Below are 25,360 nucleotides of genomic sequence, written 5' to 3' on the forward strand. Positions count from 1 at the left end.
ATAGGTGCTGCCGGCACGGCGATAGGCCAGAATAGGGGCCCCGGCGAGTGGTCGGGATGGTGGAGAGTGAGTTATGGGGTTTGATCAGGTGCGTCAGCGCCGTTTGTCTGACGATATTGTCGAGCAGCTTGAGGGCATGATTCTCGAGGGCACGCTGAAGTCGGGCGAGCGTTTGCCGGCCGAGCGCGCGTTGGCTGAGCGCTTTGGTGTGTCGCGCCCATCGTTGCGTGAGGCGATTCAGAAACTGGCGGCCAAGGGCTTGCTGGTCAGTCGCCAGGGCGGTGGCAACTATGTGGTGGACTCCCTGGGTTCGACCTTCAGTGATCCGCTGCTGCACTTGTTGGAAAGCAATCCCGAAGCGCAACGCGACCTGCTGGAGTTTCGCCAGACCCTGGAGGCTTCGTGTGCTTATTACGCGGCGTTACGCGCCACGGAGGTTGACCGTGAACGGCTGACCGCCGCGTTTGAGGCGTTGCAGGATTGCTATGCGCGCGCCGACGAGGTGAGCCGAGTGGAGGAGGGCGCTGCGGATGCGAGGTTTCACTTGGCGATTGCCGAAGCCAGTCATAACGCCGTATTGCTGCACACCATTCGCGGGCTGTTCGACCTGCTCAAGCGTAACGTAGTGACGAATATTGGTGGCATGTACCAGCAGCGTACCGAGACCCGCGACATGCTGATCAGTCAGCATCGGGACTTGTACCTGGCCATCATCGAGGGGCGGGCCGAGCAGGCGCGCGACGTCTCGACACGGCATCTGCTGTATGTGCAGGAGGTGTTGGAGGAGGTGCGCCAGGAGGTTCAGCGCGTGGCTCGGGCGGAGCGACGCAAAGGGATGTAGCCCGCGTGGGCTACACCGTCACAAGGATTACTCTTCCTTGCCTTTGTTGCGCACGGCGCGATGCAGCTCGCGATTGGAATCGCGCTCGCGTTCGGTGTCGCGCTTGTCGTATTCCTTCTTGCCCTTGCCCAATGCGATCTCGCATTTGACCAGGTGCTTGCTCCAGTACCAGGACAAGCAGATACACGCGTAGCCTTTTTGCTGCACGGCTGCGGCGAGTTTTTCGAGTTCGCGGGCATTGAGCAACAACTTGCGCGTACGCACCGGGTCGGCAATCACGTGGGTGCTCGCGGTGGTCAGCGGGGTGATATGACTGCCAAGCAGCCATGCCTCGCCATCCTTGAGCAGCACATAGCTGTCGACCAGCTGCAGTTTGCTGGCACGCAGACTTTTTACTTCCCAGCCGGCCAGGACCAGACCAGCCTCGAACCGATGTTCGATGAAGTAATCGTGTCGCGCTTTTTTATTTTGCGCGATGGTCCCTGTGGGGTGTTTCTTTTGTTTAGCCATAGGGGCGGCATTATAGGGAGTTGCGAGCGTGTCGGCTACGGTCAACCTGTGTGCTTGAGCGAGTTGGATGAATCCCGGACAATGCGGGCAGTTCTTTGGTTTTTTTCTCTCGCGGATTGGGCTGTTCTTTCGCGATGTTTGCCTTAAGCAGTGGAAGTAACGCTCACATGACGACGCATATTCAACGTTCGGCCCTGTTGCCCTACCCGGCGCAGGCGCTCTATGACCTGGTCAACGACGTGGCGCGTTACCCAGAGTTTCTGCCTTGGTGCTCGACGGCCGAGGTTCTGGAGAGCAGTGACGAGCACATGGTTGCCAGCGTGGGGGTGGCCAAGGGCGGCCTCAGCCAGCATTTTGTGACGCGCAATGTGCTGGTGCCGGGTAAGTCCATTGAAATGAACCTGCAGGAAGGGCCGTTCACTCAACTGCACGGCGTGTGGGTGTTCAAGGCGCTGACGGACAAAGCCTGCAAGATCAGCCTGGATCTGTCGTTTGATTATGCCGGGCCGATTGTTCGTGCGACCTTGGGGCCTTTGTTCAATCAGGCAGCCAATACCCTGGTGGACGCGTTCTGTCAGCGCGCCAAGCAACTGCATGGTTGAGATTGAGGTGGTGTTTGCCGCTGAGGATCGCCAGGTGTTGCTGGCGGTAAAGGTGGCTGAAGGCACTAGTTTGCGCGAAGCGGTGCAGGCGTCGGGAATGGCGGCGCATTTTCCTGATGTTGATCTGGCTGATTGCCCGGTGGGTATATTTGGCAAGGTCGTCGTGGATGCACAGGTGCGCTGCGTACAAGCCGGTGACCGTATTGAGATCTATCGGCCTTTGCTGGCCGACCCTAAAGAGGTGCGCAGGCTGCGCGCGGCCAAGGCGGCATTGGCCAGGCAAGCGAATTCTTGAGCGTGCCAAAGGGTAGCGTAGCCATCTACACCACTGCCATACGAAGCTGAACCGGTAACTGCCTGCCAACCGACACCTATCTCCCTGGAGCCGCGCGATCCAACTGTGGGAGCTGGCTTGCCTGCGAAAGCGGTGGTTCAGCTGAATATTCAGTGACTGACACACCGCTATCGCGGGCAAGCCCGCTCCCACAGGGGATCTGAGCCAGGCGCTGATTTTGTGGGCAATACATGGCTAATGTGGGAGCTGGCTTGCCTGCGATGGCGGTGGTTTAGCTGAATATTCAGTGACTGACACACCGCTATCGCGGGCAAGCCCGCTCCCACAGGGGATCTGAGCCAGGCGCTGATTTTGTGGGCAATACATGGCTAATGTGGGAGCTGGCTTGCCTGCGATGGCGGTGGTTCAGTTAAAGATTAATTGACTGACACACCACCTTCGCGAGCAAGCCCCACAGGGGGGGGGGGGGGGGCTGAGCCAGGCGCTGATGCTGTGGGCAATATAGCTATGCAAATGGCAGACAACAAAAAGCCCGGCATGCCGGGCTTTTTATCGAGTGCAAAATTATTGCGGGCTGGTGTCCAGAGGCTCAGGCGTCGGCACGGGCACGGTTTCCACGTTGTCGATGTCTTTCTGGATGCTGTCCAGCAAGGAACCTGGCTTGGCCGGTTCCTCGGATTTTGGTTTTTCAGCTTGCTGCGCAGGGGCGGTCACGTTGGTGCCGCTGTCCTTGCCCAGCAAGGCTTCATCGCGGCTTACGCCGGGCATGAAGTCACCGGACAGGCTCACGAGCTGGTCATTGCCATTGAAGATGACACTGACGCGCTCCTGCTGGCGTTCACCGCCACCCGGCTGCAGGCTGTAGAGATAATCCCAGCGATCGGCATGGAAAGTGTCGGTCAGCAGGGGATTACCCATGATAAACCGTACTTGCCGTCGGGTCATTCCCGGGCGTAACTGGTCTATCATGTCCTGCGTGACGACATTGCCCTGCTGGATGTCGATTTTGTAAACCCCGGGGAATGAACAACCGGCGAGTGCGAGCAGTCCCACAAAGGTGAAACTGGTTAGCAAGAGCTTGGTGTTTTGCATCGGTGGGCGACTTCCACTATCTTGGCTGGGACAACGTAAACGCCGATCATACCCGTATTAAGAGAAGCTGCGAAGCAGCATCCGCGAGAAAGCTAACCATGGTTGAAAATAGCGAACTACGCAAAGCCGGTCTCAAAGTGACTCTGCCACGAGTCAAGATTCTACAAATGCTCGATTCTGCTGAGCAGCGCCACATGAGTGCCGAAGACGTTTACAAGGCGCTGATGGAGTCTAACGAGGACGTCGGCCTGGCCACGGTCTACCGTGTACTGACCCAGTTTGAAGCCGCAGGGCTGGTGGTTCGTCATAATTTCGACGGCGGTCATGCGGTGTTTGAATTGGCTGACGGTGGTCACCATGACCACATGGTTGACCTGGATACCAATGAGGTTATCGAGTTCACCAGCCCTGAAATCGAAGCGCTGCAGCACAAGATTGCTGAGGAGCATGGGTTCGATTTGGTCGACCACAATCTCGTGTTGTACATCCGTAAGAAAAAGTAAAAATCGACGCAGTTTTGCTTTGCGAAACGATTGAAGGCGACCCTCGGGTCGCCTTCGTGCTTTCTATAGAGGGGAAAATGTCGCTTCAAGCCTTCGCGGCCACCACCATTTTTTTTGCGTGAGCCAAGGACTCCTTGGTCAAGTCGATACCGCCGAGCATCCGCGCCACTTCTTCCACCCGTTCCGATTTGTTCAGCTTGGAGACGGCTGTGTGTGTCGCGTCACTGCCGCGCACCTTATGCACAAACAGGTGCTGATGCCCTTGAGCTGCCACTTGCGGCAAGTGGGTCACCGTGAGCACTTGGCCACGATCCCCCAGGCGACGCAGCAATTGGCCAACGATTTCTGCGGTCGGCCCGCCAATGCCCACATCCACTTCATCGAATACCAGGGTGGGTACCCGTGAGGTCTGTGCGGTAATCACCTGGATCGCCAGGCTGATCCGCGAAAGTTCGCCGCCGGAGGCCACTTTGGCCAGGGCCTTGAGCGGTTGGCCGGGGTTGGCACTCACCAGCAGCTCGACGTGCTCCAGCCCATGGGGCTGCAATTCTTGACTGGCGTTGGGGTGCAACTCGATGGTGAAGCGCCCGCCTGGCATACCCAGGCGTTGGATTTCCATCTCAACGGCGCTTGCCAGGCTAGTAGCTGCCTGCTGGCGCAGAGCGCTCAACTCCCGGGCTTTTTCCTGATAATGACGGGCAAACGAAGCGAGCTCCTCGCCCAGTCGTTCGATGGATTCGTCGTTCGCGTTGAGTGTTTCGATTTCATCCAGCAGTTTCTGCTGCATGGTTGCGACTTCAGTCGGCTGGATTCGATGCTTGCGAGCCAGGGTATAAATAGTGTCCAGGCGCTCTTCTATTTCCTGCAGGCGTTCTGGGTCGGCGTCGAAGTGATCCAGGAAACGATTGAGTTCGCCCACGGCCTCTTCAACCTGGATCTGCGCGCTGGTCAGCAGGGTGGTCGCTTCGCTCAGTGAGCCAGAAGCATTGTTCACGCTGGACAGGCGATTGAGGCTGGCCGTCAGCGCGTTGAGCACATTGCCGGAGTCGCTCTCGCTGCATTGCTCGACCACTTGGCGGCAGATGCCCAGCAGGGTTTCGGCGTTGGTCAGGTTCTTGTGTTCCTGCTCAAGCTGTTCCAGCTCGGTCTCACCCAGGCCCAGGCTTTCGAGCTCTTCCAATTGATAGCTGAGCAACTGGTGGCGGGCGCGTTGTTCGTCGCCGGAGTTGGAAAGGCGTTCCAGTTCCTGGCGTGTCTGGCGCCAGCGTTGGGCGGCCAGTTGAACTTGCCGGGAAAGGTCGGTGGCACCGGCGTACTCATCGAGCAGGCGACGGTGGGTATCGGTTTTCAGCAGGGATTGGTGTTCGTGCTGACTGTGGATATCGATCAGCAATTCGCCCAGGGCTTTCAGGTCGCCCAGTGGGCAGGGCGTGCCGTTGATATAGCCACGGGATCGCCCCTCGGCGGTGATCACCCGGCGCAGAATGCAGGGGCCTTCATTATTAAGGTCGCGCTCGGCCAGCCATGCCTCGGCTTCAGGGATGTCCGCCAGGTCGAAGGTGGCCAGAATGTCGGCCTTATCGGAGCCAGGGCGTACCACGCCGCTGTCTGCGCGATCGCCAAGGGTCAGGCCGAGGGCGTCAAGCATGATCGACTTGCCGGCGCCGGTTTCGCCTGTGATTACGCTCATCCCGCGATCCAGTTCAAGATCCAGATGTTCAACGATGGCGTAGTTATGTACAGACAGGTGCACGAGCATGACGGCCGCTCCCAGGCTTTAGGTCTGGTTATTTATACAGTGTTTTGTTCGGGGCTGACAATCCTGACGCTTAGCTCGATTTGCTTGAGTCGCGATTTTTTTTAGCGCGATGTGGAATGAGCGTGAAGGAAATGATCCAGGTCAATCGAAAGACTTTTGGTAACGCCTGCGCCCTTGAACCTGAAAATTGTGGCCCCATATACCGGAGCAGAAGCGCGAGTTGAGTTCGCGCATGATTTTGAAAGGAGAAATCTATGGCTGACGAACAGACGCAGGATACGCAAACTCCAGACGCCAATTCGGCTGCCGGTGATGAACTGGCGACTCGTGTGCAAGTGCTCGAAGAGCAATTGGCCGCTGCGCAGGATCAATCGTTGCGTGTTGCCGCCGATCTGCAGAACGTCCGCCGCCGTGCCGAGCAGGATGTAGAGAAGGCTCACAAGTTCGCGCTGGAAAAATTCGCCGGTGACCTGCTGCCGATCATCGACAGCCTGGAGCGTGGTCTTGAACTGTCCAACCCGGACGATGAAAACATCCGCCCAATGCGCGAAGGCATCGAGCTGACCCTGAAAATGTTCCAGGACACCCTGAAGCGTTATCAGTTGGAAGCGATCGATCCGCAAGCCGGCGAGCCGTTCAATGCTGAGCATCACCAAGCCATGGCCATGCAGGAAAGCCATGACCTGGAACCTAATAGCGTGATCAAGGTATTCCAGAAGGGTTACCAGCTCAACGGTCGCCTGATGCGCCCGGCAATGGTGGTGGTGAGCAAGGCTCCTGCACCCGTTGCACCTTCTATTGATGAGCAGGCTTGAAATACGCCGCAAGGCCCCCATTTATAAGTCAAGCGTTTAAGTGCTACCGCAGTTAGCCACAACTGCTGCGGCAACCAAATTCAAGTTTCGGGAGAGTAAATCATGGGCAAAATTATCGGTATCGACCTGGGGACCACCAACTCCTGCGTCTCCGTGCTGGAAAACGGCGTTGCAAAAGTTATTGAAAACGCCGAAGGCGCACGTACCACTCCGTCGATCATCGCTTACGCCAACGACGGTGAAATCCTCGTCGGCCAATCGGCCAAGCGTCAGGCAGTGACCAACCCGCACAACACCCTGTACGCGGTAAAGCGTCTGATCGGTCGTAAGTTCGACGAAGAAGTCGTACAGAAAGACATCAAGATGGTGCCTTACAAAATCGCCAGGGCCGACAACGGTGACGCCTGGGTTGAAGTGAACGGCCAGAAAATGTCGCCGCCACAAATCTCGGCTGAAATCTTGAAAAAGATGAAGAAGACCGCCGAAGACTACCTCGGTGAAGCAGTGACTGAAGCGGTGATCACCGTTCCGGCCTACTTCAACGACAGCCAGCGCCAGGCTACCAAAGACGCCGGCCGCATCGCGGGCCTGGATGTAAAACGTATCATCAATGAACCAACCGCAGCTGCGCTGGCTTACGGTATGGACAAGGCCAAGGGCGACCACACCGTGATCGTTTACGACCTGGGTGGCGGTACGTTCGACGTCTCCGTGATCGAGATCGCAGAAGTTGACGGCGAGCACCAGTTCGAAGTGTTGGCCACCAACGGTGACACCTTCCTGGGTGGTGAAGACTTTGACATTCGTCTGATCGACTACCTCGTTGACGAATTCAAGAAAGAAAGCGGCATGAACCTCAAAGGTGACCCGCTGGCCATGCAGCGCCTGAAAGAAGCCGCTGAAAAAGCCAAGATCGAGCTGTCTTCCGCTCAGTCGACCGACGTGAACCTGCCGTACATCACTGCAGACGCTACCGGTCCTAAGCACTTGAACGTGAAAATCTCGCGTTCCAAGCTCGAAGCGCTGGTTGAAGACCTGGTTCAACGCACCATCGAACCTTGCCGCATCGCGCTGAAAGACTCCGGTATCGACGTTGGCTCTATCAACGACGTGATTCTGGTAGGCGGTCAGACCCGTATGCCACTGGTTCAGAAGCTGGTCACCGAGTTCTTCGGCAAAGAAGCTCGTAAAGACGTGAACCCGGACGAAGCCGTTGCCATGGGTGCTGCCATCCAGGGTGCCGTACTGGCCGGTGACGTGAAAGACGTGTTGCTGCTGGACGTAAGCCCGCTGACCCTGGGTATCGAAACCATGGGTGGCGTGATGACTGCGCTGATCGAGAAAAACACCACGATTCCTACCAAGAAATCCCAGGTGTTCTCGACTGCCGATGACAACCAGGGCGCCGTGACTATCCACGTGCTGCAGGGCGAGCGTAAGCAAGCTGCGCAGAACAAGTCCCTGGGCAAGTTCGACCTGGCTGAGATTCCACCAGCACCACGTGGCGTGCCACAAATCGAAGTGACCTTCGACATCGACGCCAACGGCATCCTGCACGTCGGCGCGAAAGACAAGGCCACCGGCAAAGAGCAGAAGATCACCATCAAGGCCAACTCCGGCCTGTCTGATGAAGAAATTCAACAGATGATCCGTGATGCTGAAACCAATGCTGAAGCGGACAAGAAGTTCGAAGAGTTGGCAGGCGCCCGTAACCAGGGTGACGCGCTGGTTCACTCGACTCGCAAAATGATCGCTGATGCTGGCGACAAAGTGACCGACGAAGAGAAAACCGCAATCGAAGCGGCAGTGGTTGCCCTGGAAGCCGCCATCAAAGGCGACGACAAGGCTGCCATCGAAGCCAAGGTTGAGGAGCTGTCGAAAGTCTCCGCGCCAGTTGCTCAGAAAATGTACGCCGAACAAGGCCAGCCGGCTGACGGCGCTGCGCAACAAGCAGAGCCTGAAGCCAAGCACGACGATGTTGTCGACGCCGAGTTCGAAGAAGTTAAAGACGACCAGAAGAAGTAACTTGGTCGCCCGGTTGACCGCACACAAGCGGTGACTGGTAGGATGTCGCCGCGCGGGAGCTTGCTCCCGCGTTGGCGTGTCTGGGGTATGCGAATTTTTACAGCATGCGACAACGCTCGGATGCTGGCGGTGTGAACGGGAATGCTCCTGCTTTCCGAATGACAGTCACCGCGTTTTTGGCCGGGTCCCTGGCTGAAAGCAGTAATGACCAGGATCGTTGAATTGACGTGAGTTGGGTCCGGGCCTGTATTGGGGCTCAACGAGTTTGGCAGGGTTCAGGAGGGCCAGGTCGAACGTCCTTAAGAGTGCAAAGACTTATGGCAAAGCGTGACTATTACGAAGTATTGGGTGTGGAGCGTGGCGCCAGCGAGGCGGAGCTGAAAAAGGCCTACCGTCGCCTGGCGATGAAGCACCACCCGGACCGTAATCCGGATAACAAAGAATCCGAAGAGATGTTCAAAGAGGCCAATGAGGCCTACGAATGCCTGTGTGATCCCAATAAGCGTGCGGCCTACGACCAGTATGGCCATGCCGGCGTCGACCCGAGCATGGGTGGTGGCGGTGGCGGTTTTGGTGGACAGAACTTCTCCGATATTTTCGGCGACGTATTCAGCGACTTCTTCGGCGGTGGCCGTGGCGGTCAGCGTGGCGGCCCTCAGCGTGGCAGCGACCTGCGTTACACTCTGGAGCTGAACCTGGAAGAGGCCGTGCGCGGCACCAGTGTCAATATCCGTGTGCCGACGCTGGTTAACTGCAAGCCGTGCGATGGCTCCGGTGCGAAGAAAGGCTCCTCGCCGATCACGTGCCCGACCTGTGGCGGTATCGGGCAGGTGCGCATGCAGCAGGGCTTTTTCTCGGTGCAGCAAACCTGCCCGCGTTGCCATGGCCAGGGCAAGATCATTTCCGATCCGTGCGACTCCTGTCACGGCGAAGGCCGCGTCGAAGAGTACAAGACGCTGTCGGTGAAAGTGCCGGCGGGTGTGGATACCGGTGATCGTATTCGCCTGTCGGGCGAAGGCGAGGCGGGTGCCCAGGGCGGCCCTACGGGCGACCTGTACGTGGTGATCAATGTGCGCGAGCACTCGATCTTCCAGCGTGATGGCAAGCATTTGTTCTGCGAAGTGCCGATCAGCTTTGTTGATGCAGCACTGGGTGGCGAGCTGGAGATTCCGACGCTGGATGGGCGGGTCAAGCTCAAGATTCCCGAGGGGACTCAAACCGGCAAGCAGTTCCGCATTCGTGGCAAGGGCGTTGCGCCCGTGCGCGGTGGCGGTGCTGGCGACCTGATGTGCCGTGTGGCGGTTGAAACCCCGGTGAACCTGAATCGTCGTCAGCGTGAACTGCTGGAAGAGTTCCGCAGCTCGCTGGAAGGCGACGACTCCCACTCGCCGAAGACCACGGGCTTCTTCGACGGTGTAAAACGCTTCTTCGGCGACCTGTAAGGATCTGAATATGCGACGTATAGCCGTAATGGGCGCTGCCGGGCGCATGGGCAAGACGCTGGTCGAGGCGGTGCAGCAACGCTCGCCGGCCTCCGGGCTGACGGCGGCGATTGTTCGCCCAGGCAGTACGTTGATCGGCGCGGACGCGGGTGAGTTGGCCTCATTGGGCCGCATCGGTGTTTCGCTGTCTGGCAACCTCGAGCAGGTGGCTGACGAGTTCGACGTGCTGATCGACTTCACCCTGCCGGAAGTGATGCTGAAAAATCTGGCCTTCTGCCGCAAGGCAGGCAAGGCCATGGTGATCGGCACGACCGGTTTGAGTGCCGAGCAGAAGCAGTTGCTGGTGGAGGCGGGCAAGGATATTCCGATCGTCTTCGCGGCCAATTTCAGCGTGGGTGTGAACCTGTCGCTGAAGTTGCTGGACCTGGCGGCGCGCGTGCTGGGTGATGAGGCGGATATCGAGATTATCGAGACCCACCATCGCCATAAAATCGACGCGCCTTCAGGCACGGCATTGCGCATGGGTGAAGCCATTGCGGATGCGCTGGGTCGCGATCTGTCGAAAGTGGCGGTGTACGGGCGTGAGGGCCATACCGGTGCGCGCGCGCGTGACACCATTGGTTTTGCGACCGTGCGCGGTGGTGATGTGGTCGGTGATCACACGGTGCTGTTCGCTACCGAAGGTGAGCGCCTGGAAATTACCCACAAAGCCTCCAGCCGCATGACCTTCGCCAAGGGCGCGGTGCGTGCCGCGCTCTGGTTGGAAGGGCGTGAGCCAAGCCTGTACGACATGCGTGACGTGCTGGACCTGCACTAAGCAGTAGCTAAAACGGGGGCTCAGGATTATCCTGTGGCCCTGTTTTTACCCGCTAGGCGACGTCCTGTCGCATTCCCCTGCCTTTAAGGCTCATTAGCGGTGGACCAAAAAAGCCTTTTTCTGTAAGCTACAGCTTTAGTGTGTCCACTAAAAGCGCGCAGAATAATTCAGTGAAGAAGCGGGGTGACGTGTCCATACGTCACTCCGCTTTTTTACAACCTGCGATCGCCCTTTCAGGCTTTATTTACGGGAGGTCTTCTTGACTAAGCCAGCCATACTCGCCCTTGCTGATGGCAGCATTTTTCGCGGCGAAGCCATTGGAGCCGACGGTCAAACCGTTGGAGAGGTGGTGTTTAACACCGCCATGACCGGCTATCAGGAAATCCTTACCGATCCTTCCTACGCCCAACAGATCGTTACCCTGACCTATCCGCACATCGGCAACACCGGCACCACGCCGGAAGATGTCGAGTCTGATCGTGTCTGGTCGGCGGGCCTGGTGATTCGTGACCTGCCCCTGGTTGCGAGCAACTGGCGTAACACGATGTCGCTGTCCGATTACCTGAAAGCCAACAACGTTGTGGCGATCGCCGGTATCGATACGCGCCGCCTCACGCGCATCCTGCGTGAAAAAGGCTCGCAGAACGGCTGCATCATGGTCGGTGACAATATTTCTGAAGAAGCGGCGGTTGCCGCAGCGCAAGGCTTCCCTGGCCTGAAAGGCATGGACCTGGCGAAAGTCGTCAGCGTCAAAGAGAAATACGAGTGGCGTTCCACTGTGTGGGATCTGAAGACCGACAGCCACGCGACTATCGAGGCTGCCGATCTGCCTTACCACGTGGTCGCCTATGACTACGGCGTCAAGTACAACATCCTGCGCATGCTCGTCGAGCGCGGTTGCCGTGTGACCGTGGTGCCCGCGCAAACCCCTGCCAGCGATGTGCTCGCGATGCAGCCGGACGGTGTATTCCTGTCCAACGGCCCGGGTGACCCTGAGCCATGCGACTATGCTATCCAGGCCATCAAGGACGTGCTGGAGACCGACATTCCGGTGTTCGGTATCTGCCTTGGTCACCAGCTGCTGGCTTTGGCCTCCGGCGCCAAGACGCTGAAAATGGGCCACGGCCACCACGGTGCCAACCACCCGGTACAAGACCTGGACACTGGCGTTGTGATGATCACCAGCCAGAACCACGGTTTTGCGGTGGATGAAGCCTCCCTGCCAAGCAACGTGCGCGCCATTCACAAGTCGCTGTTCGACGGTTCCCTGCAAGGCATCGAGCGCACCGACAAGAGCGCGTTCAGCTTCCAGGGCCACCCTGAAGCCAGCCCGGGCCCGAACGACGTAGCGCCGCTGTTCGACCGTTTCATCAATGAGATGGCCAAGCGACGCTGACTGAGTGGCCTGCGGGCGGCCCCGGATCGCGGTGGCCCCCGCAGGCTCTTCAAAGATTGTTCAAGACGGCTTGCCGACTGACCTGCGGATTTGAGTGACAAACCCATGCCAAAACGTACAGACATAAAAAGCATCCTGATTCTCGGCGCTGGCCCGATCGTGATCGGCCAGGCCTGCGAATTCGACTACTCCGGCGCCCAGGCCTGTAAAGCCCTGCGCGAGGAGGGCTACCGCGTCATCCTGGTGAACTCCAACCCAGCCACCATCATGACTGACCCGGCCATGGCCGACGCCACCTACATCGAGCCGATCAAGTGGCAGACCGTTGCCAAGATCATCGAGAAAGAGCGTCCGGACGCGCTGCTGCCAACCATGGGCGGCCAGACCGCTCTGAACTGCGCCCTGGACCTGGAGCGCGAAGGCGTCCTGGAAAAGTTCGGCGTAGAGATGATCGGTGCCAATGCCGACACCATCGACAAGGCTGAAGACCGTTCGCGTTTCGACAAGGCCATGAAGTCCATCGGCCTGGCGTGCCCGCGTTCCGGTATCGCCCACAGCATGGAAGAAGCCAACGCGGTCCTCGAGACCCTGGGCTTCCCGTGCATCATCCGTCCGTCCTTCACCATGGGCGGCACCGGCGGCGGTATCGCTTACAACCGCGAAGAGTTCGAAGAAATCTGTGCTCGCGGCCTGGACCTGTCGCCGACCAAAGAGCTGCTGATCGACGAATCCCTGATCGGCTGGAAAGAATATGAGATGGAGGTTGTCCGCGATAAGAAGGACAACTGCATCATCGTCTGCTCTATCGAAAACTTCGACCCGATGGGCGTGCACACTGGTGACTCGATCACCGTGGCGCCAGCACAGACCCTGACCGACAAGGAATACCAGATCCTGCGTAACGCCTCCCTGGCGGTATTGCGTGAGATCGGCGTTGAAACCGGCGGTTCCAACGTTCAGTTCGGCATCTGCCCGGACACCGGCCGCATGGTCGTGATCGAGATGAACCCACGTGTATCGCGTTCTTCGGCGTTGGCCTCGAAAGCGACTGGCTTCCCGATTGCACGTATCGCTGCAAAGCTGGCTATCGGCTACACCCTGGACGAGCTGCAAAACGAAATCACCGGCGGCGCGATGCCGGCGTCTTTCGAGCCGTCTATCGACTACGTCGTGACCAAGCTGCCGCGCTTTGCCTTCGAGAAATTCGCCAAGGCGGATGCACGCCTGACCACCCAGATGAAGTCGGTCGGTGAAGTCATGGCAATCGGCCGCACTTTCCAGGAATCCCTGCAGAAAGCCCTGCGCGGTCTGGAAGTCGGTGTTTGCGGCCTGGACGAGAAGCTCGACCTGAGCAACCCGGAAAGCATGAGCATCCTCAAGCGCGAGCTGACCGTGCCGGGCGCCGAGCGTATCTGGTACGTGGCGGACGCCTTCCGTGCCGGCCTGAGCGTCGAAGATATCTTCGGCATGAACATGATCGACCCGTGGTTCCTGGTGCAGATCGAAGATCTGATCAAGGAAGAAGAGAAGGTCAAGACGCTGGGTCTGTCGTCTATCGACCGCGACTTGATGTTCCGCCTCAAGCGCAAAGGCTTCTCCGACCAGCGTCTGGCCAAGCTGCTGGGTGTGACCGAGAAGAACCTGCGTACTCATCGCCACAAGCTGGATATCTTCCCGGTCTACAAGCGCGTTGACACCTGCGCCGCGGAATTCGCCACCGACACGGCCTACATGTACTCCACCTATGAGGAAGAGTGCGAAGCCGCGCCGACGGGTCGCGACAAGATCATCATTCTGGGTGGCGGTCCGAACCGTATCGGCCAGGGTATCGAGTTCGACTATTGCTGCGTACACGCCGCCCTCGCCCTGCGCGAAGACGGGTACGAGACCATCATGGTCAACTGCAACCCGGAAACGGTTTCCACTGACTACGACACTTCCGACCGCCTGTACTTCGAGCCGGTAACCCTGGAAGACGTCTTGGAAATCTGCCGCGTCGAGAAGCCTAAAGGCGTGATCGTCCAGTACGGCGGCCAGACCCCGCTGAAACTGGCGCGTGCCCTCGAAGCCGCTGGCGTGCCGATCATCGGTACCAGCCCGGATGCAATCGACCGTGCCGAAGACCGTGAGCGTTTCCAGCAAATGGTTGAGCGCCTGAACCTGCGCCAGCCGCCGAACGCCACCGTGCGCAGCGAAGACGAAGCCATCCGCGCGGCCAGCAAGATCGGCTACCCGCTGGTGGTGCGTCCGTCCTACGTACTGGGCGGCCGGGCGATGGAAATCGTCTACGAAGAAGAAGAACTCAAGCGTTACCTGCGTGATGCGGTGAAAGTCTCCAACGACAGCCCGGTGCTGCTGGACCACTTCCTCAACTGCGCCATCGAAATGGACGTGGATGCGGTCTGCGACGGCACCGATGTAGTCATCGGCGCCATCATGCAGCACATCGAACAAGCCGGTGTTCACTCCGGTGACTCGGCCTGCTCGCTGCCGCCATACTCGCTGCCGGCGCACATCCAGGACGAGATGCGCGAACAGGTCAAGAAGATGGCCCTGGAGCTGGGCGTTGTCGGCCTGATGAACGTACAGTTGGCGCTGCAAGGCGAAGACATCTACGTCATTGAAGTCAACCCGCGTGCTTCGCGTACCGTACCGTTCGTGTCCAAGTGCATCGGTGTGTCCCTGGCCATGATCGCTGCGCGTGTGATGGCTGGTAAGACCCTGAAGGAAATCGGCTTTACCAAGGAAATCATTCCGAACTTCTACAGTGTGAAAGAGGCGGTGTTCCCATTCGCCAAATTCCCTGGCGTGGACCCGATCCTGGGCCCAGAGATGAAGTCCACCGGTGAAGTGATGGGCGTGGGCGATACCTTCGGTGAAGCATTCGCCAAGGCCCAGATGGGCGCCAGCGAAGTGCTGCCGACCGGGGGTACTGCGTTTATCAGCGTGCGTGATGACGACAAGCCACTGGTTGCAGGGGTTGCCCGCGATCTGATCAACTTGGGCTTTGAAGTCGTGGCTACTGCCGGGACCGCCAAGCTGATCGAAGCTGCCGGCCTGAAAGTGCGCCGCGTGAACAAGGTGACGGAAGGCCGTCCGCATGTGGTCGACATGATCAAGAATGACGAAGTCACCCTGATCATCAACACCACCGAAGGTCGTCAGTCGATCGCGGACTCCTATTCCATTCGTCGTAATGCCTTGCAGCACAAGATTTACTGCACCACTACCATTGCTGCTGGCGAAGCTATCTGTGAAGCGCTCAAGTTCGGTCCGGAAAAGACCGTGCGTCGCTTGCAGGATCTACACGCAGGATTGAAGGCATGATCAAATACCCAATGACCGTCCAGGGCGCTAAGGCCCTGGAAGAGGAACACGCCCATCTGACCAAGGTCGTACGTCCAAAGCTGAGCCAGGACATCGGTACGGCCCGCGAGCTGGGTGACTTGAAGGAAAACGCCGAATACCACGCTGCTCGCGAGCAGCAGGGTATGGTTGAGGCGCGGATTCGTGACATCGAGGGTCGGATTCAGAATCAGGTCATCATTGATGTCACCTCCATCCCTCATACCGGTAAAGTGATTTTCGGCACCACTGTTGAGATCGCCAACGTCGAGACTGATGAGCGCGTTGTCTATCACATCGTGGGTGAAGATGAAGCTGACTTCAAACTTGGCAAGATCTCTGTTGGTTCGCCGCTGGCCCGCGCCTTGATTGCCAAGGAAGAGGGTGATGTGGTGGCCGTCAAGACGCCGGGTGGCGTGATCGAGTACGAGATTGTCGAAGTTCGTCACATCTGAAAGACGGCGCCCGCTGCGTGCGGGCGCCATGCTTTGGCAGCTCTCTCAGATGCTTTGGGTGGGCGGCCTATGGCTGTTACATATTGGTGTATTGCCGGCGTTGGGCCTGATTGGCCTGGCGCCGCTGCTGATCGATGAGATCGACGGATTATTGAGTGCGCTGCTGGTGGGTTTTGCGGCGGCGTGCGTGCTGCTTCAGGTGTTGGTGCTGGTCAAGGCTGAAGGCCTGAAGAGTTTGTGGCGGGATATTCGCGGGCAACTGCTGTTGATGGCGCTGTATGCATGCGCAATGTTTTGAGTGGTGCATGTGTGGCTGCCGCAAGCGTTGCGCTGGCAGTTATTCAGCTATCTTGTGCTAGGGTTCTCTGGCCTGGTGCTGGTTATGCAGCCTGCGCCGGGATGGAGTGGCGGGGCGCGCGAAGCACGCCCTTGACCCTTTTCATCATTTGAAGCGATGAACGTTCGACAGTTGCTTGTTGACGCTGAAGTTCTTGCGATACAGCAGCGCCATCTTGCCGATGACCTGAACTAGGTCCGCTTTGCCGACCTTGCACAGTTCTGCAACGGCGGCCAGGCGCGCTTCGCGATCAAGGATGTTGACCTTGATCTTGATCAGTTCGTGATCGTTCAGTGCGCGCTCGAATTCGGCTAGCACACCCTCAGTCAAACCGTTGTCTGCCACAATCAGAACTGGTTTCAGATGGTGGCCAATGGATTTGTACTGTTTCTTCTGCTCTTGAGTGAGCGGCATAATCTGACCCCTGCGTCTGATCTTGTAAAAAGCGGCGGCCAGTTTACCCGAGCGAGTCCGGGACCGCCCAGTTAATCACGACCCGTTTTATTTTTTCGAGGTGGCCCGTGGCCCGTTCCAAAACCAGCCTTAAGTGGCTACAAGAACATTTCAATGATCCTTACGTCAAAAAGGCGCAAAAGGACGGCTATCGTTCCCGTGCCAGCTACAAGCTGCTGGAGATCCAGGATAAGGACAAATTGATCCGTCCAGGCATGAGCGTTATCGATCTCGGCGCGGCCCCCGGTGGCTGGTCCCAGGTGACCAGTCGTCTGATTGGTGGGCAAGGCCGATTGATCGCTTCGGACATCCTTGAGATGGACAGCATCCCGGACGTGACCTTTGTTCACGGCGATTTTACCGAGGACAAGGTATTGGCCGAGATCCTGGAGGCTGTGGGAAATTCGCAGGTAGACCTTGTGATTTCCGACATGGCCCCCAATATGAGTGGATTACCGGCTGTTGATATGCCGCGTGCCATGTTCCTGTGTGAACTGGCGCTGGATTTGGCAGGTCGGGTGTTGCGTCCGGGTGGCGATTTCCTGGTGAAGGTGTTCCAGGGTGAAGGTTTCGACGAGTACCACAAGAACATTCGCAAGCTGTTCGACAAGGTGCAGACCCGCAAACCGGACTCTTCCCGTGACCGGTCCAGGGAGCAGTATCTGCTGTGCCGTGGCTACCGCGGCGTCGAAGGCGCGGCGAGCGAAGAGCGTTTTTGAGAAATTCGAGGAGGGCGATAGGTTTTTTTATATCGCTTTCGTCACGAAGCTTTACGAATATTGCGTAGTCAAAGTTTCACAAAGGGTTACAGACGGCGCCTGCCAGAGTTGTAGGTAATGTAGTAAGTTAGGCCGGTGAATATCATGCGAAGCGCGCGCCAGTAGCGGAGCTTGCTTCAGAGGGTAGTTAATTGAACGATATGGCAAAGAATCTGATCCTGTGGTTGATCATCGCGGCTGTCCTGGTGACGGTGATGAACAACTTCTCCAGCCCTAACGAGCCGCAGACCCTCAACTATTCCGACTTCATCCAGCAAGTTAAGGATGGCAAGGTCGAGCGCGTAGCGGTTGATGGCTACGTGATTACCGGTAAGCGCAACGATGGCGACAGCTTCAAGACCATTCGTCCTGCCATTCAGGACAACGGTCTCATCGGTGACCTGGTGGATAACAAGGTCGTTGTGGAAGGCAAGCAGCCTGAACAGCAAAGCATCTGGACTCAACTCCTGGTGGCCAGCTTCCCGATCCTGGTGATTATCGCCGTGTTCATGTTCTTCATGCGCCAGATGCAAGGCGGTGCGGGAGGCAAGGGCGGGCCGATGAGCTTTGGTAAAAGCAAGGCGCGCCTGCTCTCCGAAGACCAGGTAAAAACCACTTTGGCTGACGTTGCAGGTTGCGACGAAGCCAAGGAAGAAGTCGGCGAGTTGGTCGAGTTCCTGCGTGATCCGGGCAAATTCCAGCGCTTGGGTGGCCGTATTCCTCGCGGTGTGCTGATGGTGGGGCCACCGGGTACCGGTAAAACCTTGCTGGCCAAGGCGATTGCCGGCGAAGCCAAGGTGCCTTTCTTCACAATTTCCGGTTCTGACTTCGTCGAAATGTTTGTCGGCGTCGGCGCCAGCCGTGTTCGCGATATGTTCGAGCAGGCCAAGAAGCACGCGCCATGCATCATCTTCATCGACGAAATCGATGCCGTTGGTCGCCATCGTGGCGCTGGCATGGGTGGCGGTCACGATGAGCGTGAGCAGACCCTCAACCAGTTGCTGGTAGAGATGGATGGTTTCGAGATGAATGACGGCATTATCGTCATCGCCGCAACCAACCGTCCGGACGTGCTGGACCCTGCGTTGCTGCGTCCGGGCCGTTTCGACCGCCAGGTTGTGGTCGGCCTGCCGGACATCCGTGGCCGTGAGCAGATCCTGAAAGTACACATGCGCAAGGTGCCGATGGGTGACGACGTAGCTCCGGCTGTGATCGCCCGTGGTACTCCTGGCTTCTCCGGTGCTGACCTGGCAAACCTGGTCAACGAGGCTTCGCTGTTCGCTGCCCGTACTGGCAAGCGCATCGTTGAGATGAAAGAGTTCGAATTGGCGAAAGACAAGATCATGATGGGCGCCGAGCGCAAATCCATGGTCATGTCCGAGAAAGAGAAGCAGAACACCGCTTATCACGAGGCCGGTCACGCCATTGTAGGTCGCGTTGTGCCTGAGCATGACCCGGTCTACAAAGTGTCGATCATTCCCCGTGGTCGGGCACTGGGCGTGACCATGTTCCTGCCGGAAGAGGATCGCTACAGCCTCTCCAAGCGTGCGCTGATCAGCCAGATCTGCTCGCTGTATGGTGGCCGTATTGCTGAAGAAATGACCCTTGGCTTCGACGGTGTGACCACTGGCGCCTCCAACGACATCATGCGTGCCAGCCAGATCGCACGAAACATGGTGACCAAGTGGGGCTTGTCGGAAAAACTCGGCCCATTGATGTACGCCGAAGAAGAAGGCGAAGTGTTCTTGGGTCGTGGTGGCGGTGGGCAAAGCGCCAGCTTCTCGGGTGAGACAGCCAAGCTGATCGACTCCGAAGTTCGCAGCATCATTGACCAGTGCTACGGCACGGCCAAGCAGATCCTGACTGACAACCGTGACAAGCTGGACGCCATGGCTGATGCGTTGATGAAGTACGAAACCATCGACGCCGACCAGATCGACGACATCATGGCGGGCCGTGCGCCGCGTGAACCGCGTGACTGGGAAGGTGGTTCGGGTACTTCGGGCACTCCGCCTGTGGTGCAAAATGAGCGCCCTGAAACGCCTATCGGCGGCCCGGCAGCTGATCACTAAGGTTTGAAATGACTTCTGCTTTGTCCTCTACCCGGTTGCCTTGCGGCAACCGGGTTCTTGATTTGGCCCGGACGCATGTCATGGGCATCCTCAATGTAACCCCTGACTCCTTTTCCGATGGTGGCCGCTTCAGCCAACTGGACGCAGCGTTGCGCCACGCCGAGGCAATGGTGGCTGCCGGTGCGACGTTGATTGATGTGGGAGGGGAATCTACCCGCCCCGGCGCCCGCGTTGTTTCTCCATTGGAGGAACTGGAGCGGGTGGCGCCGGTGGTTGAGCGTATTGCCCGTGAGCTGGATGTCATCATCTCGGTAGACACCTCCACCCCGGCAGTGATGCGCGAAACCGCGCGTCTCGGGGCTGGTTTGATCAACGATGTGCGTTCTTTGCAGCGCGACGGCGCCCTTGATGCGGCCGCTGCAACCGGCTTGCCTGTCTGCCTGATGCATATGCTGGGTGAGCCCGGCAACATGCAGGACAATCCGCATTACGACGACCTGGTTGGCGAGGTGAGTGGGTTTCTTGCTGAGAGGGTTGCCCAGTGTGTAGCTGTGGGTATTGCGCCCGAACAGATCATCCTTGATCCGGGGTTTGGCTTTGCCAAGACCTTGCAGCACAATCTAAGCCTGTTCAAACACATGGAAGCCTTGCACGCCCTTGGTCGCCCGCTGTTGGTCGGCGTTTCGCGCAAGAGCATGATAGGGCTCGCCTTGAATCGCCCGGTCGGCGAACGGCTGTATGGCGGCCTGGCGCTTGCGGCGCTTGCCGTGACCAAGGGCGCACGTATTTTGCGTGTGCATGATGTCGCCGAAACGGTCGATGTGGTGCGCATGCTCGCTGCTGTAGAATCAGCCGAATAAGAATGATGGAGCACTTATGACTAAGAAATATTTTGGCACCGACGGCATTCGTGGTCGGGTCGGCGAATTCCCGATCACCCCTGATTTCATGCTCAAGCTGGGTTGGGCGGCAGGCATGGCGTTCCGTAGCATGGGCGCGTGTCGCATCCTGGTGGGCAAGGACACCCGTATTTCGGGCTACATGTTTGAATCCGCGCTGGAGGCCGGCCTGTCCGCCGCCGGCGCCGACGTGATGCTGCTGGGCCCTATGCCCACGCCGGCAATCGCTTACCTGACGCGTACCTTCCACGCTGAAGCCGGTATTGTGATCAGCGCCTCCCACAATCCTCATGATGACAATGGCATCAAGTTTTTCTCGGGGCAGGGCACCAAGCTGCCTGACGAGATCGAGCTGATGATCGAAGAGTTGCTGGATGCGCCGATGACGGTGGTTGAGTCCAGCAAGCTGGGCAAGGTGTCGCGCATTAACGACGCGTCAGGTCGCTATATCGAATTTTGTAAAAGCAGTGTTCCGAGCAGCACCAATTTTGCAGGCTTGAAGATTGTTGTCGATTGCGCCCATGGGGCGACCTACAAGGTGGCGCCGAGCGTCTTCAAGGAACTGGGTGCACAGGTCACCGTGCTGTCGGCTCAGCCTAACGGCTTGAACATCAACGACAACTGCGGTTCCACCCACATGGAGCAGCTGCAAGCTGCAGTGCTGGCTGAGCATGCGGACCTGGGCATCGCTTTTGACGGCGATGGCGACCGTGTCCTGATGGTGGATCACACCGGCACGATCGTGGATGGTGATGATCTGTTGTTCATCATTGCCCGTGACCTGCATGAGCGTAACAAGCTGCAAGGTGGCGTGGTCGGCACCCTGATGAGTAATCTCGGGCTGGAATTGGCGTTGGCAGAACTGGGGATTCCCTTTATTCGCGCCAATGTCGGTGACCGCTACGTGATCGCCGAGCTGCTGGAGCGTAACTGGTTGGTTGGCGGTGAGAATTCCGGTCATGTGGTCTGCTTCCAGCACACCACCACGGGTGACGCGATCATCGCCGCGCTACAGGTGCTGTTGGCCCTGCGTCGCCGCGAGGAGAGCCTGGCCCAGGCGCGTCAAGCCCTGCGCAAGTGCCCGCAAGTGCTGCTCAATGTGCGTTTTGCCGGTGGCGAAAACCCCATCGAGCACCCTGCTGTCAAAGAGGCTTGCGAACGCGTGACCCAGGCAATGGCGGGGCGCGGGCGTGTGTTGCTGCGCAAGTCCGGCACAGAGCCGTTGGTGCGCGTGATGGTCGAAGGCGAGGACGAAACACAGGTTCGCGGCCATGCCGAAGACCTGGCAAAACTGGTAACTGAAGTTTGCGCCTGAATTCGGCTTGCCAGTGGTGATGTGGTTGGGTAACATCTGCGCCCACTTTGACCGACGGGGTACAGCATGCGTCGCACTATGGTAGCTGGTAACTGGAAGATGCACGGTACCCGCGCCAGTGTCGCTGAGCTGATCAACGGCCTTCGTCACTTGGCCTTGCCTAGCGGTGTTGACGTCGCGGTGTTCCCGCCTTGCTTGCATATCAACCAAGTGGTTGATGGCTTGAAAGGTAAGTCGATTCAGGTCGGCGCGCAGAACTCTGCGGTAGAGCCGATGCAAGGCGCGTTGACCGGCGAGATTTCGCCGAGTCAGCTGGTTGATGCGGGTTGTTCCTATGTGCTTGTCGGGCACTCCGAGCGTCGCCAGATGATGGGCGAGCGGGATGGGACGCTCAACCGCAAGTTCGCCGCAGCACAGGCTTGTGGCTTGATTCCGGTGTTGTGCATTGGGGAGACCCTTGAGCAGCGCGAATCGGGCAAGACTCTTGAAGTTGTCTCGCGTCAGCTGGGCAGCATCATCGAGGAGCTGGGTGTAGGTGCATTTGCAAAAGCAGTTATTGCTTACGAGCCGGTCTGGGCCATTGGCACCGGGCTGACTGCTACACCGCAACAGGCGCAGGATGTGCACGCAGCCATCCGCGCGCAGTTGGCGGCAGAGAATTCTGAAGTCGCACAAGGTGTGCGGCTTCTATACGGCGGCAGCGTGAAGGCGGCCAATGCGGTCGAACTGTTCGGCATGCCGGATATCGATGGGGGGCTCATTGGTGGAGCTTCCCTGAATGCAGATGAGTTCGGTGCGATCTGTCGCGCCGCGGGAAACTGAAAAAATGCTGGAAACAGTCGTAGTCGTTTTTCATCTGTTGGCTGCCCTGAGCGTAGTTGCTCTGGTTTTGTTGCAACAGGGTAAAGGTGCGGATGCTGGTGCGTCTTTCGGTGCAGGTGCTTCAAATACTGTGTTCGGAAGCCAAGGTTCCTCTACCTTTCTTAGTAAGTTTACTGCTATACTTGCCGCAGGTTTCTTCATAACCAGCTTAGGGTTAGGTTACTTTGCTAAAGAGAAAGCTCATGTGCTGACTCAAGTAGGTTTGCCAAACCCAGCAGTGTTGGAAGTTCCAAAAGCAAAACCGGCTTCTGATGATGTCCCGGTGCTTCAAGAGCAAAAGTCGGCTACTCCAGCGACTGACGTACCTCCAGCTCAAGAGCAGAAGTAAGAAGGGTTGTAAACGCTGTATTGCCGAGGTGGTGGAATTGGTAGACACGCAACCTTGAGGTGGTTGTGCCCATAGGGTGTAGGGGTTCGAGTCCCCTTCTCGGTACCAATTATCAGGAGAGCCCGCTGTTGCGGGCTTTCTTGTAGGTGGAAGGTTGCATTGACCCTGTAAGGGATCGGTCGTATACTTCCGCCCCAGCTTTGTCGCGGGGTGGAGCAGTCTGGTAGCTCGTCGGGCTCATAACCCGAAGGTCGTCGGTTCAAATCCGGCCCCCGCAACCAGTTTTAGCGGAGCCCCTTTTAAGGGGCTTTTTGTTAGCTGGACACTTTCAACGCCGCTGTTCGACGGCGTTTCAAGGATGGGCGTTTCGCCCATTTTTTTATTTTGCACAGCATGCACATACATGCACGAGGGGGTTCAGGTGTCGAGCAAGCTAGAAGAGTTGCAGGCCTTGTTGGCCCCGGTGGTCGTGGCCCTAGGCTATGAATGCTGGGGTATTGAGTTTTCGGCTCAAGGTCGCCACTCAATGTTGCGCGTTTATATCGATAAAGAGGGCGGCGTGCTGGTGGACGATTGTGCCATCGTCAGCCGTCAGATCAGCGGTGTGCTGGATGTTGAAGATCCAATCTCCGTTGAATACACCCTTGAGGTTTCCTCGCCAGGCATGGAACGCCCACTGTTCACTCTCGAGCAGTTTGCTAAATATGCCGGTGAACAAGTGAAGATCAAGCTGCGCTCCCCCTTTGAAGGGCGACGCAACTTTCAGGGCCTTCTGCGCAGTGTAGAAGATCAGGATGTCGTGGTGCAGGTAGAAGACCATGAGTTCCTGTTGCCGATCGATATGATCGACAAGGCCAACATTATTCCCAGTTTTGACTGAGACGCGGATCCCGCGGATCCAATGGCTTGCGAAAGGCGAGGCGTACGATGAGCAAAGAAGTACTGCTGGTTGTTGAGTCGGTATCCAATGAAAAGGGTGTACCGGCAAGCGTGATTTTTGAAGCGTTGGAGCTGGCCCTGGCCACTGCTACCAAGAAACGTTTTGAAGACGAAGTAGATCTGCGTGTGGAAATCAACCGCCACACCGGTGCCTATGAGACTTTCCGTCGCTGGACGGTGGTCGAAGAGGACGATCTTGATGATCCGGCCATCGAAACCTGGCCAAGCAAGGTTGCGCAAACGCATCCGGGCGCTCAGGTTGGCGATGTTGTCGAAGAAAAGATCGAGTCGATCGAATTCGGCCGTATTGCTGCACAGACCGCCAAGCAGGTCATCGTGCAGAAGGTTCGCGAAGCCGAGCGCGCTCAAGTCGTTGACGCCTATCGCGAACGCCTGGGTGAAATCATCTCTGGCACCGTGAAAAAAGTTACCCGCGACAACGTGATCGTCGACCTGGGCAACAACGCCGAAGCGTTGCTGGCCCGCGAAGACATCATCTCTCGCGAAACCTTCCGTGTCGGCGTGCGCTTGCGTGCGCTGCTCAAGGAAATCCGCACCGAGAACCGCGGCCCACAGTTGATCCTGTCGCGTACCGCGCCGGAAATGCTGATCGAGCTGTTCCGTATCGAAGTGCCGGAAATCGCCGAAGGCCTGATCGAAGTGATGGCTGCGTCCCGTGACCCGGGTTCGCGTGCCAAGATCGCGGTCCGCTCCAAGGACAAACGCATCGACCCGCAAGGCGCTTGCATCGGTATGCGCGGTTCGCGCGTCCAGGCAGTGTCGGGCGAATTGGGCGGTGAGCGTGTGGACATCGTCCTGTGGGACGATAACCCGGCGCAGTTCGTGATCAACGCCATGTCGCCAGCTGAAGTGGCGGCAATTATCGTTGACGAAGATGCCCATGCAATGGACATCGCCGTTGGCGCAGACAATCTGGCTCAGGCCATTGGTCGTGGTGGTCAGAACGTGCGTCTGGCCAGCCAACTGACCGGCTGGACCCTGAACGTGATGACCGAATCGGACATCCAGGCTAAGCAGCAAGCTGAAACCGGTGACATCCTGCGCAACTTCATCGAAGAGTTGGAAGTCGATGAAGAACTGGCACAGGTGCTGGTAGATGAAGGCTTCACCAGCCTGGAAGAGATTGCCTACGTACCGTTGGAAGAAATGCTCAACATCGACGGCTTTGACGAGGATATCGTCAACGAGCTCCGCGCTCGGGCCAAGGATCGTTTGTTGACTAAAGCCATCGCTACTGAGGAAAAGCTGGCAGACGCCCATCCGGCCGAAGACCTGCTCTCGCTTGAGGGTATGGACAAGGATTTGGCGATGGAACTGGCGGTGCGCGGCGTAATTACCCGCGAAGACCTGGCCGAGCAGTCTATTGACGATCTGCTCGACATCGACGGCATTGACGAAGATCGTGCCGGCAAGTTGATCATGGCCGCCCGAGCCCATTGGTTCGAGTAATTAGGCGCGG

At 58.0% G+C, this 25,360-nt stretch carries 23 protein-coding genes, 2 tRNA genes and 1 pseudogene; 22 read left to right on the plus strand and 4 right to left on the minus strand.

Features of this window, described 5'->3' with window-relative positions:
* The first annotated feature begins 73 nt into the window (after positions 1 to 73).
* Positions 74 to 841: an FCD domain-containing protein gene (locus CRN80_RS13565; protein ID WP_032895263.1), complete on the plus strand. Its 768-nt coding sequence runs from the start codon at positions 74 to 76 to the stop codon at positions 839 to 841.
* A gap of 27 nt (positions 842 to 868) precedes the next feature.
* On the opposite strand, the gene smpB is transcribed toward CRN80_RS13565, so the two are convergent.
* Entirely contained in the window at positions 869 to 1,351 is a 483-nt protein-coding gene (smpB, locus tag CRN80_RS13570) for an SsrA-binding protein SmpB (RefSeq protein WP_003176160.1), read from the minus strand.
* A gap of 167 nt (positions 1,352 to 1,518) precedes the next feature.
* Between smpB and CRN80_RS13575 the strand changes: the two genes are divergently transcribed.
* Complete coding sequence (locus tag CRN80_RS13575) at positions 1,519 to 1,953, plus strand: type II toxin-antitoxin system RatA family toxin (protein ID WP_005791512.1); 435 nt, start codon at positions 1,519 to 1,521, stop codon at positions 1,951 to 1,953.
* Positions 1,946 to 2,248 (plus strand): RnfH family protein, encoded by a 303-nt coding sequence (locus CRN80_RS13580; protein WP_034133693.1) that lies wholly within the window; start codon positions 1,946 to 1,948, stop codon positions 2,246 to 2,248. The genes CRN80_RS13575 and CRN80_RS13580 overlap by 8 nt, the downstream gene beginning before the upstream one ends.
* Before the next feature lie 564 nt (positions 2,249 to 2,812).
* On the opposite strand, the gene CRN80_RS13585 is transcribed toward CRN80_RS13580, so the two are convergent.
* Positions 2,813 to 3,340, minus strand: coding sequence for an outer membrane protein assembly factor BamE (locus tag CRN80_RS13585; RefSeq protein ID WP_098950348.1), 528 nt, complete (start codon positions 3,338 to 3,340; stop codon positions 2,813 to 2,815).
* A gap of 98 nt (positions 3,341 to 3,438) precedes the next feature.
* Between CRN80_RS13585 and fur the strand changes: the two genes are divergently transcribed.
* On the plus strand, positions 3,439 to 3,843 hold the full coding sequence (fur, locus tag CRN80_RS13590) for a ferric iron uptake transcriptional regulator (protein ID WP_003194220.1): 405 nt from the start codon (positions 3,439 to 3,441) through the stop codon (positions 3,841 to 3,843).
* An 85-nt stretch (positions 3,844 to 3,928) separates the two neighbouring features.
* Here the strand turns inward: fur and recN are convergent, their stop codons facing one another.
* The gene (gene recN, locus CRN80_RS13595; RefSeq protein WP_098950349.1) at positions 3,929 to 5,602 is read right to left on the minus strand and encodes a DNA repair protein RecN; all 1,674 of its coding nucleotides are present in this window, start codon (positions 5,600 to 5,602) and stop codon (positions 3,929 to 3,931) included.
* Between the two features lie 254 nt (positions 5,603 to 5,856).
* Here recN and grpE point away from each other — a divergent pair, with 254 nt between their 5' ends.
* The 8 genes and pseudogenes from grpE (at position 5,857) to CRN80_RS13635 (ending at position 16,330) form a co-directional block, all read left to right on the plus strand.
* Positions 5,857 to 6,417 carry a nucleotide exchange factor GrpE gene (grpE, locus tag CRN80_RS13600; RefSeq protein ID WP_003194215.1) on the plus strand — a complete coding sequence of 187 codons (561 nt, stop codon included), beginning with the start codon at positions 5,857 to 5,859 and terminating at the stop codon, positions 6,415 to 6,417.
* 102 nt (positions 6,418 to 6,519) lie between these two features.
* Entirely contained in the window at positions 6,520 to 8,442 is a 1,923-nt protein-coding gene (gene dnaK / locus CRN80_RS13605; protein ID WP_098950350.1) for a molecular chaperone DnaK, read from the plus strand.
* A gap of 317 nt (positions 8,443 to 8,759) precedes the next feature.
* Positions 8,760 to 9,884, plus strand: coding sequence for a molecular chaperone DnaJ (gene dnaJ, locus CRN80_RS13610; protein WP_032895267.1), 1,125 nt, complete (start codon positions 8,760 to 8,762; stop codon positions 9,882 to 9,884).
* Between the two features lie 10 nt (positions 9,885 to 9,894).
* Entirely contained in the window at positions 9,895 to 10,701 is an 807-nt protein-coding gene (dapB, locus tag CRN80_RS13615) for a 4-hydroxy-tetrahydrodipicolinate reductase (protein ID WP_032895268.1), read from the plus strand.
* Between the two features lie 259 nt (positions 10,702 to 10,960).
* Complete coding sequence (gene carA, locus CRN80_RS13620) at positions 10,961 to 12,097, plus strand: glutamine-hydrolyzing carbamoyl-phosphate synthase small subunit (protein ID WP_032895270.1); 1,137 nt, start codon at positions 10,961 to 10,963, stop codon at positions 12,095 to 12,097.
* A gap of 105 nt (positions 12,098 to 12,202) precedes the next feature.
* The gene (carB, locus tag CRN80_RS13625) at positions 12,203 to 15,424 is read left to right on the plus strand and encodes a carbamoyl-phosphate synthase large subunit (RefSeq protein ID WP_003194205.1); all 3,222 of its coding nucleotides are present in this window, start codon (positions 12,203 to 12,205) and stop codon (positions 15,422 to 15,424) included.
* Positions 15,421 to 15,897, plus strand: coding sequence for a transcription elongation factor GreA (gene greA, locus CRN80_RS13630; RefSeq protein ID WP_003194203.1), 477 nt, complete (start codon positions 15,421 to 15,423; stop codon positions 15,895 to 15,897). Before carB ends, greA begins: the two co-directional genes overlap by 4 nt.
* Positions 15,898 to 15,925: 28 nt before the next feature.
* Positions 15,926 to 16,330: pseudogene (locus CRN80_RS13635) on the plus strand (MFS transporter).
* A gap of 9 nt (positions 16,331 to 16,339) precedes the next feature.
* On the opposite strand, the gene CRN80_RS13640 reads toward CRN80_RS13635, so the two are convergent.
* Complete coding sequence (locus CRN80_RS13640) at positions 16,340 to 16,648, minus strand: YhbY family RNA-binding protein (protein ID WP_003176146.1); 309 nt, start codon at positions 16,646 to 16,648, stop codon at positions 16,340 to 16,342.
* A gap of 107 nt (positions 16,649 to 16,755) precedes the next feature.
* Between CRN80_RS13640 and rlmE the strand changes: the two genes are divergently transcribed.
* The 10 genes from rlmE (at position 16,756) to nusA (ending at position 25,350) form a co-directional block, all read left to right on the plus strand.
* Positions 16,756 to 17,406: a 23S rRNA (uridine(2552)-2'-O)-methyltransferase RlmE gene (gene rlmE / locus CRN80_RS13645; protein ID WP_003194199.1), complete on the plus strand. Its 651-nt coding sequence runs from the start codon at positions 16,756 to 16,758 to the stop codon at positions 17,404 to 17,406.
* Positions 17,407 to 17,606: 200 nt separating this feature from the next.
* Positions 17,607 to 19,517 (plus strand): ATP-dependent zinc metalloprotease FtsH, encoded by a 1,911-nt coding sequence (ftsH, locus tag CRN80_RS13650; RefSeq protein WP_032895273.1) that lies wholly within the window; start codon positions 17,607 to 17,609, stop codon positions 19,515 to 19,517.
* Between the two features lie 8 nt (positions 19,518 to 19,525).
* Positions 19,526 to 20,377 (plus strand): dihydropteroate synthase, encoded by an 852-nt coding sequence (gene folP / locus CRN80_RS13655; protein WP_032895274.1) that lies wholly within the window; start codon positions 19,526 to 19,528, stop codon positions 20,375 to 20,377.
* 16 nt (positions 20,378 to 20,393) lie between these two features.
* Entirely contained in the window at positions 20,394 to 21,731 is a 1,338-nt protein-coding gene (glmM, locus tag CRN80_RS13660) for a phosphoglucosamine mutase (protein ID WP_003194195.1), read from the plus strand.
* A gap of 66 nt (positions 21,732 to 21,797) precedes the next feature.
* Positions 21,798 to 22,553 carry a triose-phosphate isomerase gene (gene tpiA / locus CRN80_RS13665; RefSeq protein ID WP_003194193.1) on the plus strand — a complete coding sequence of 252 codons (756 nt, stop codon included), beginning with the start codon at positions 21,798 to 21,800 and terminating at the stop codon, positions 22,551 to 22,553.
* A gap of 4 nt (positions 22,554 to 22,557) precedes the next feature.
* Positions 22,558 to 22,941, plus strand: a complete 384-nt coding sequence (secG, locus tag CRN80_RS13670) for a preprotein translocase subunit SecG (RefSeq protein WP_003194191.1) — start codon at positions 22,558 to 22,560, stop codon at positions 22,939 to 22,941.
* Positions 22,942 to 22,963: 22 nt separating this feature from the next.
* Positions 22,964 to 23,049: transfer RNA gene (locus tag CRN80_RS13675), tRNA-Leu, on the plus strand.
* Positions 23,050 to 23,145: 96 nt separating this feature from the next.
* Positions 23,146 to 23,222: transfer RNA gene (locus CRN80_RS13680), tRNA-Met, on the plus strand.
* Positions 23,223 to 23,362: 140 nt separating this feature from the next.
* The gene (gene rimP / locus CRN80_RS13685) at positions 23,363 to 23,821 is read left to right on the plus strand and encodes a ribosome maturation factor RimP (RefSeq protein ID WP_032897769.1); all 459 of its coding nucleotides are present in this window, start codon (positions 23,363 to 23,365) and stop codon (positions 23,819 to 23,821) included.
* A 47-nt stretch (positions 23,822 to 23,868) separates the two neighbouring features.
* The gene (nusA, locus tag CRN80_RS13690; RefSeq protein ID WP_003194187.1) at positions 23,869 to 25,350 is read left to right on the plus strand and encodes a transcription termination factor NusA; all 1,482 of its coding nucleotides are present in this window, start codon (positions 23,869 to 23,871) and stop codon (positions 25,348 to 25,350) included.
* The last annotated feature ends 10 nt before the right edge of the window (positions 25,351 to 25,360 follow it).

The sequence above is a fragment of the Pseudomonas sp. FDAARGOS_380 genome, from assembly GCF_002591235.1.
Classification (GTDB): domain Bacteria; phylum Pseudomonadota; class Gammaproteobacteria; order Pseudomonadales; family Pseudomonadaceae; genus Aquipseudomonas; species Aquipseudomonas salmasensis.

Excerpts from the sequence above, each read along its gene's own strand:
- CRN80_RS13575 (WP_005791512.1), top strand. The coding sequence starts at position 1,519 with ATGACGACGCATATTCAACGTTCGGCCCTGTTGCCCTACCCGGCGCAG.
- CRN80_RS13580 (WP_034133693.1), top strand. The coding sequence starts at position 1,946 with ATGGTTGAGATTGAGGTGGTGTTTGCCGCTGAGGATCGCCAGGTGTTG.
- glmM (WP_003194195.1), top strand. The coding sequence starts at position 20,394 with ATGACTAAGAAATATTTTGGCACCGACGGCATTCGTGGTCGGGTCGGC.
- secG (WP_003194191.1), top strand. The coding sequence starts at position 22,558 with ATGCTGGAAACAGTCGTAGTCGTTTTTCATCTGTTGGCTGCCCTGAGC.
- CRN80_RS13585 (WP_098950348.1), bottom strand. The coding sequence starts at position 3,340 with ATGCAAAACACCAAGCTCTTGCTAACCAGTTTCACCTTTGTGGGACTG.
- ftsH (WP_032895273.1), top strand. The coding sequence starts at position 17,607 with ATGGCAAAGAATCTGATCCTGTGGTTGATCATCGCGGCTGTCCTGGTG.
- folP (WP_032895274.1), top strand. The coding sequence starts at position 19,526 with ATGACTTCTGCTTTGTCCTCTACCCGGTTGCCTTGCGGCAACCGGGTT.
- dnaJ (WP_032895267.1), top strand. The coding sequence starts at position 8,760 with ATGGCAAAGCGTGACTATTACGAAGTATTGGGTGTGGAGCGTGGCGCC.
- dapB (WP_032895268.1), top strand. The coding sequence starts at position 9,895 with ATGCGACGTATAGCCGTAATGGGCGCTGCCGGGCGCATGGGCAAGACG.
- smpB (WP_003176160.1), bottom strand. The coding sequence starts at position 1,351 with ATGGCTAAACAAAAGAAACACCCCACAGGGACCATCGCGCAAAATAAA.
- fur (WP_003194220.1), top strand. The coding sequence starts at position 3,439 with ATGGTTGAAAATAGCGAACTACGCAAAGCCGGTCTCAAAGTGACTCTG.
- CRN80_RS13640 (WP_003176146.1), bottom strand. The coding sequence starts at position 16,648 with ATGCCGCTCACTCAAGAGCAGAAGAAACAGTACAAATCCATTGGCCAC.
- carB (WP_003194205.1), top strand. The coding sequence starts at position 12,203 with ATGCCAAAACGTACAGACATAAAAAGCATCCTGATTCTCGGCGCTGGC.
- tpiA (WP_003194193.1), top strand. The coding sequence starts at position 21,798 with ATGCGTCGCACTATGGTAGCTGGTAACTGGAAGATGCACGGTACCCGC.
- dnaK (WP_098950350.1), top strand. The coding sequence starts at position 6,520 with ATGGGCAAAATTATCGGTATCGACCTGGGGACCACCAACTCCTGCGTC.
- greA (WP_003194203.1), top strand. The coding sequence starts at position 15,421 with ATGATCAAATACCCAATGACCGTCCAGGGCGCTAAGGCCCTGGAAGAG.
- nusA (WP_003194187.1), top strand. The coding sequence starts at position 23,869 with ATGAGCAAAGAAGTACTGCTGGTTGTTGAGTCGGTATCCAATGAAAAG.
- grpE (WP_003194215.1), top strand. The coding sequence starts at position 5,857 with ATGGCTGACGAACAGACGCAGGATACGCAAACTCCAGACGCCAATTCG.
- CRN80_RS13565 (WP_032895263.1), top strand. The coding sequence starts at position 74 with ATGGGGTTTGATCAGGTGCGTCAGCGCCGTTTGTCTGACGATATTGTC.
- recN (WP_098950349.1), bottom strand. The coding sequence starts at position 5,602 with ATGCTCGTGCACCTGTCTGTACATAACTACGCCATCGTTGAACATCTG.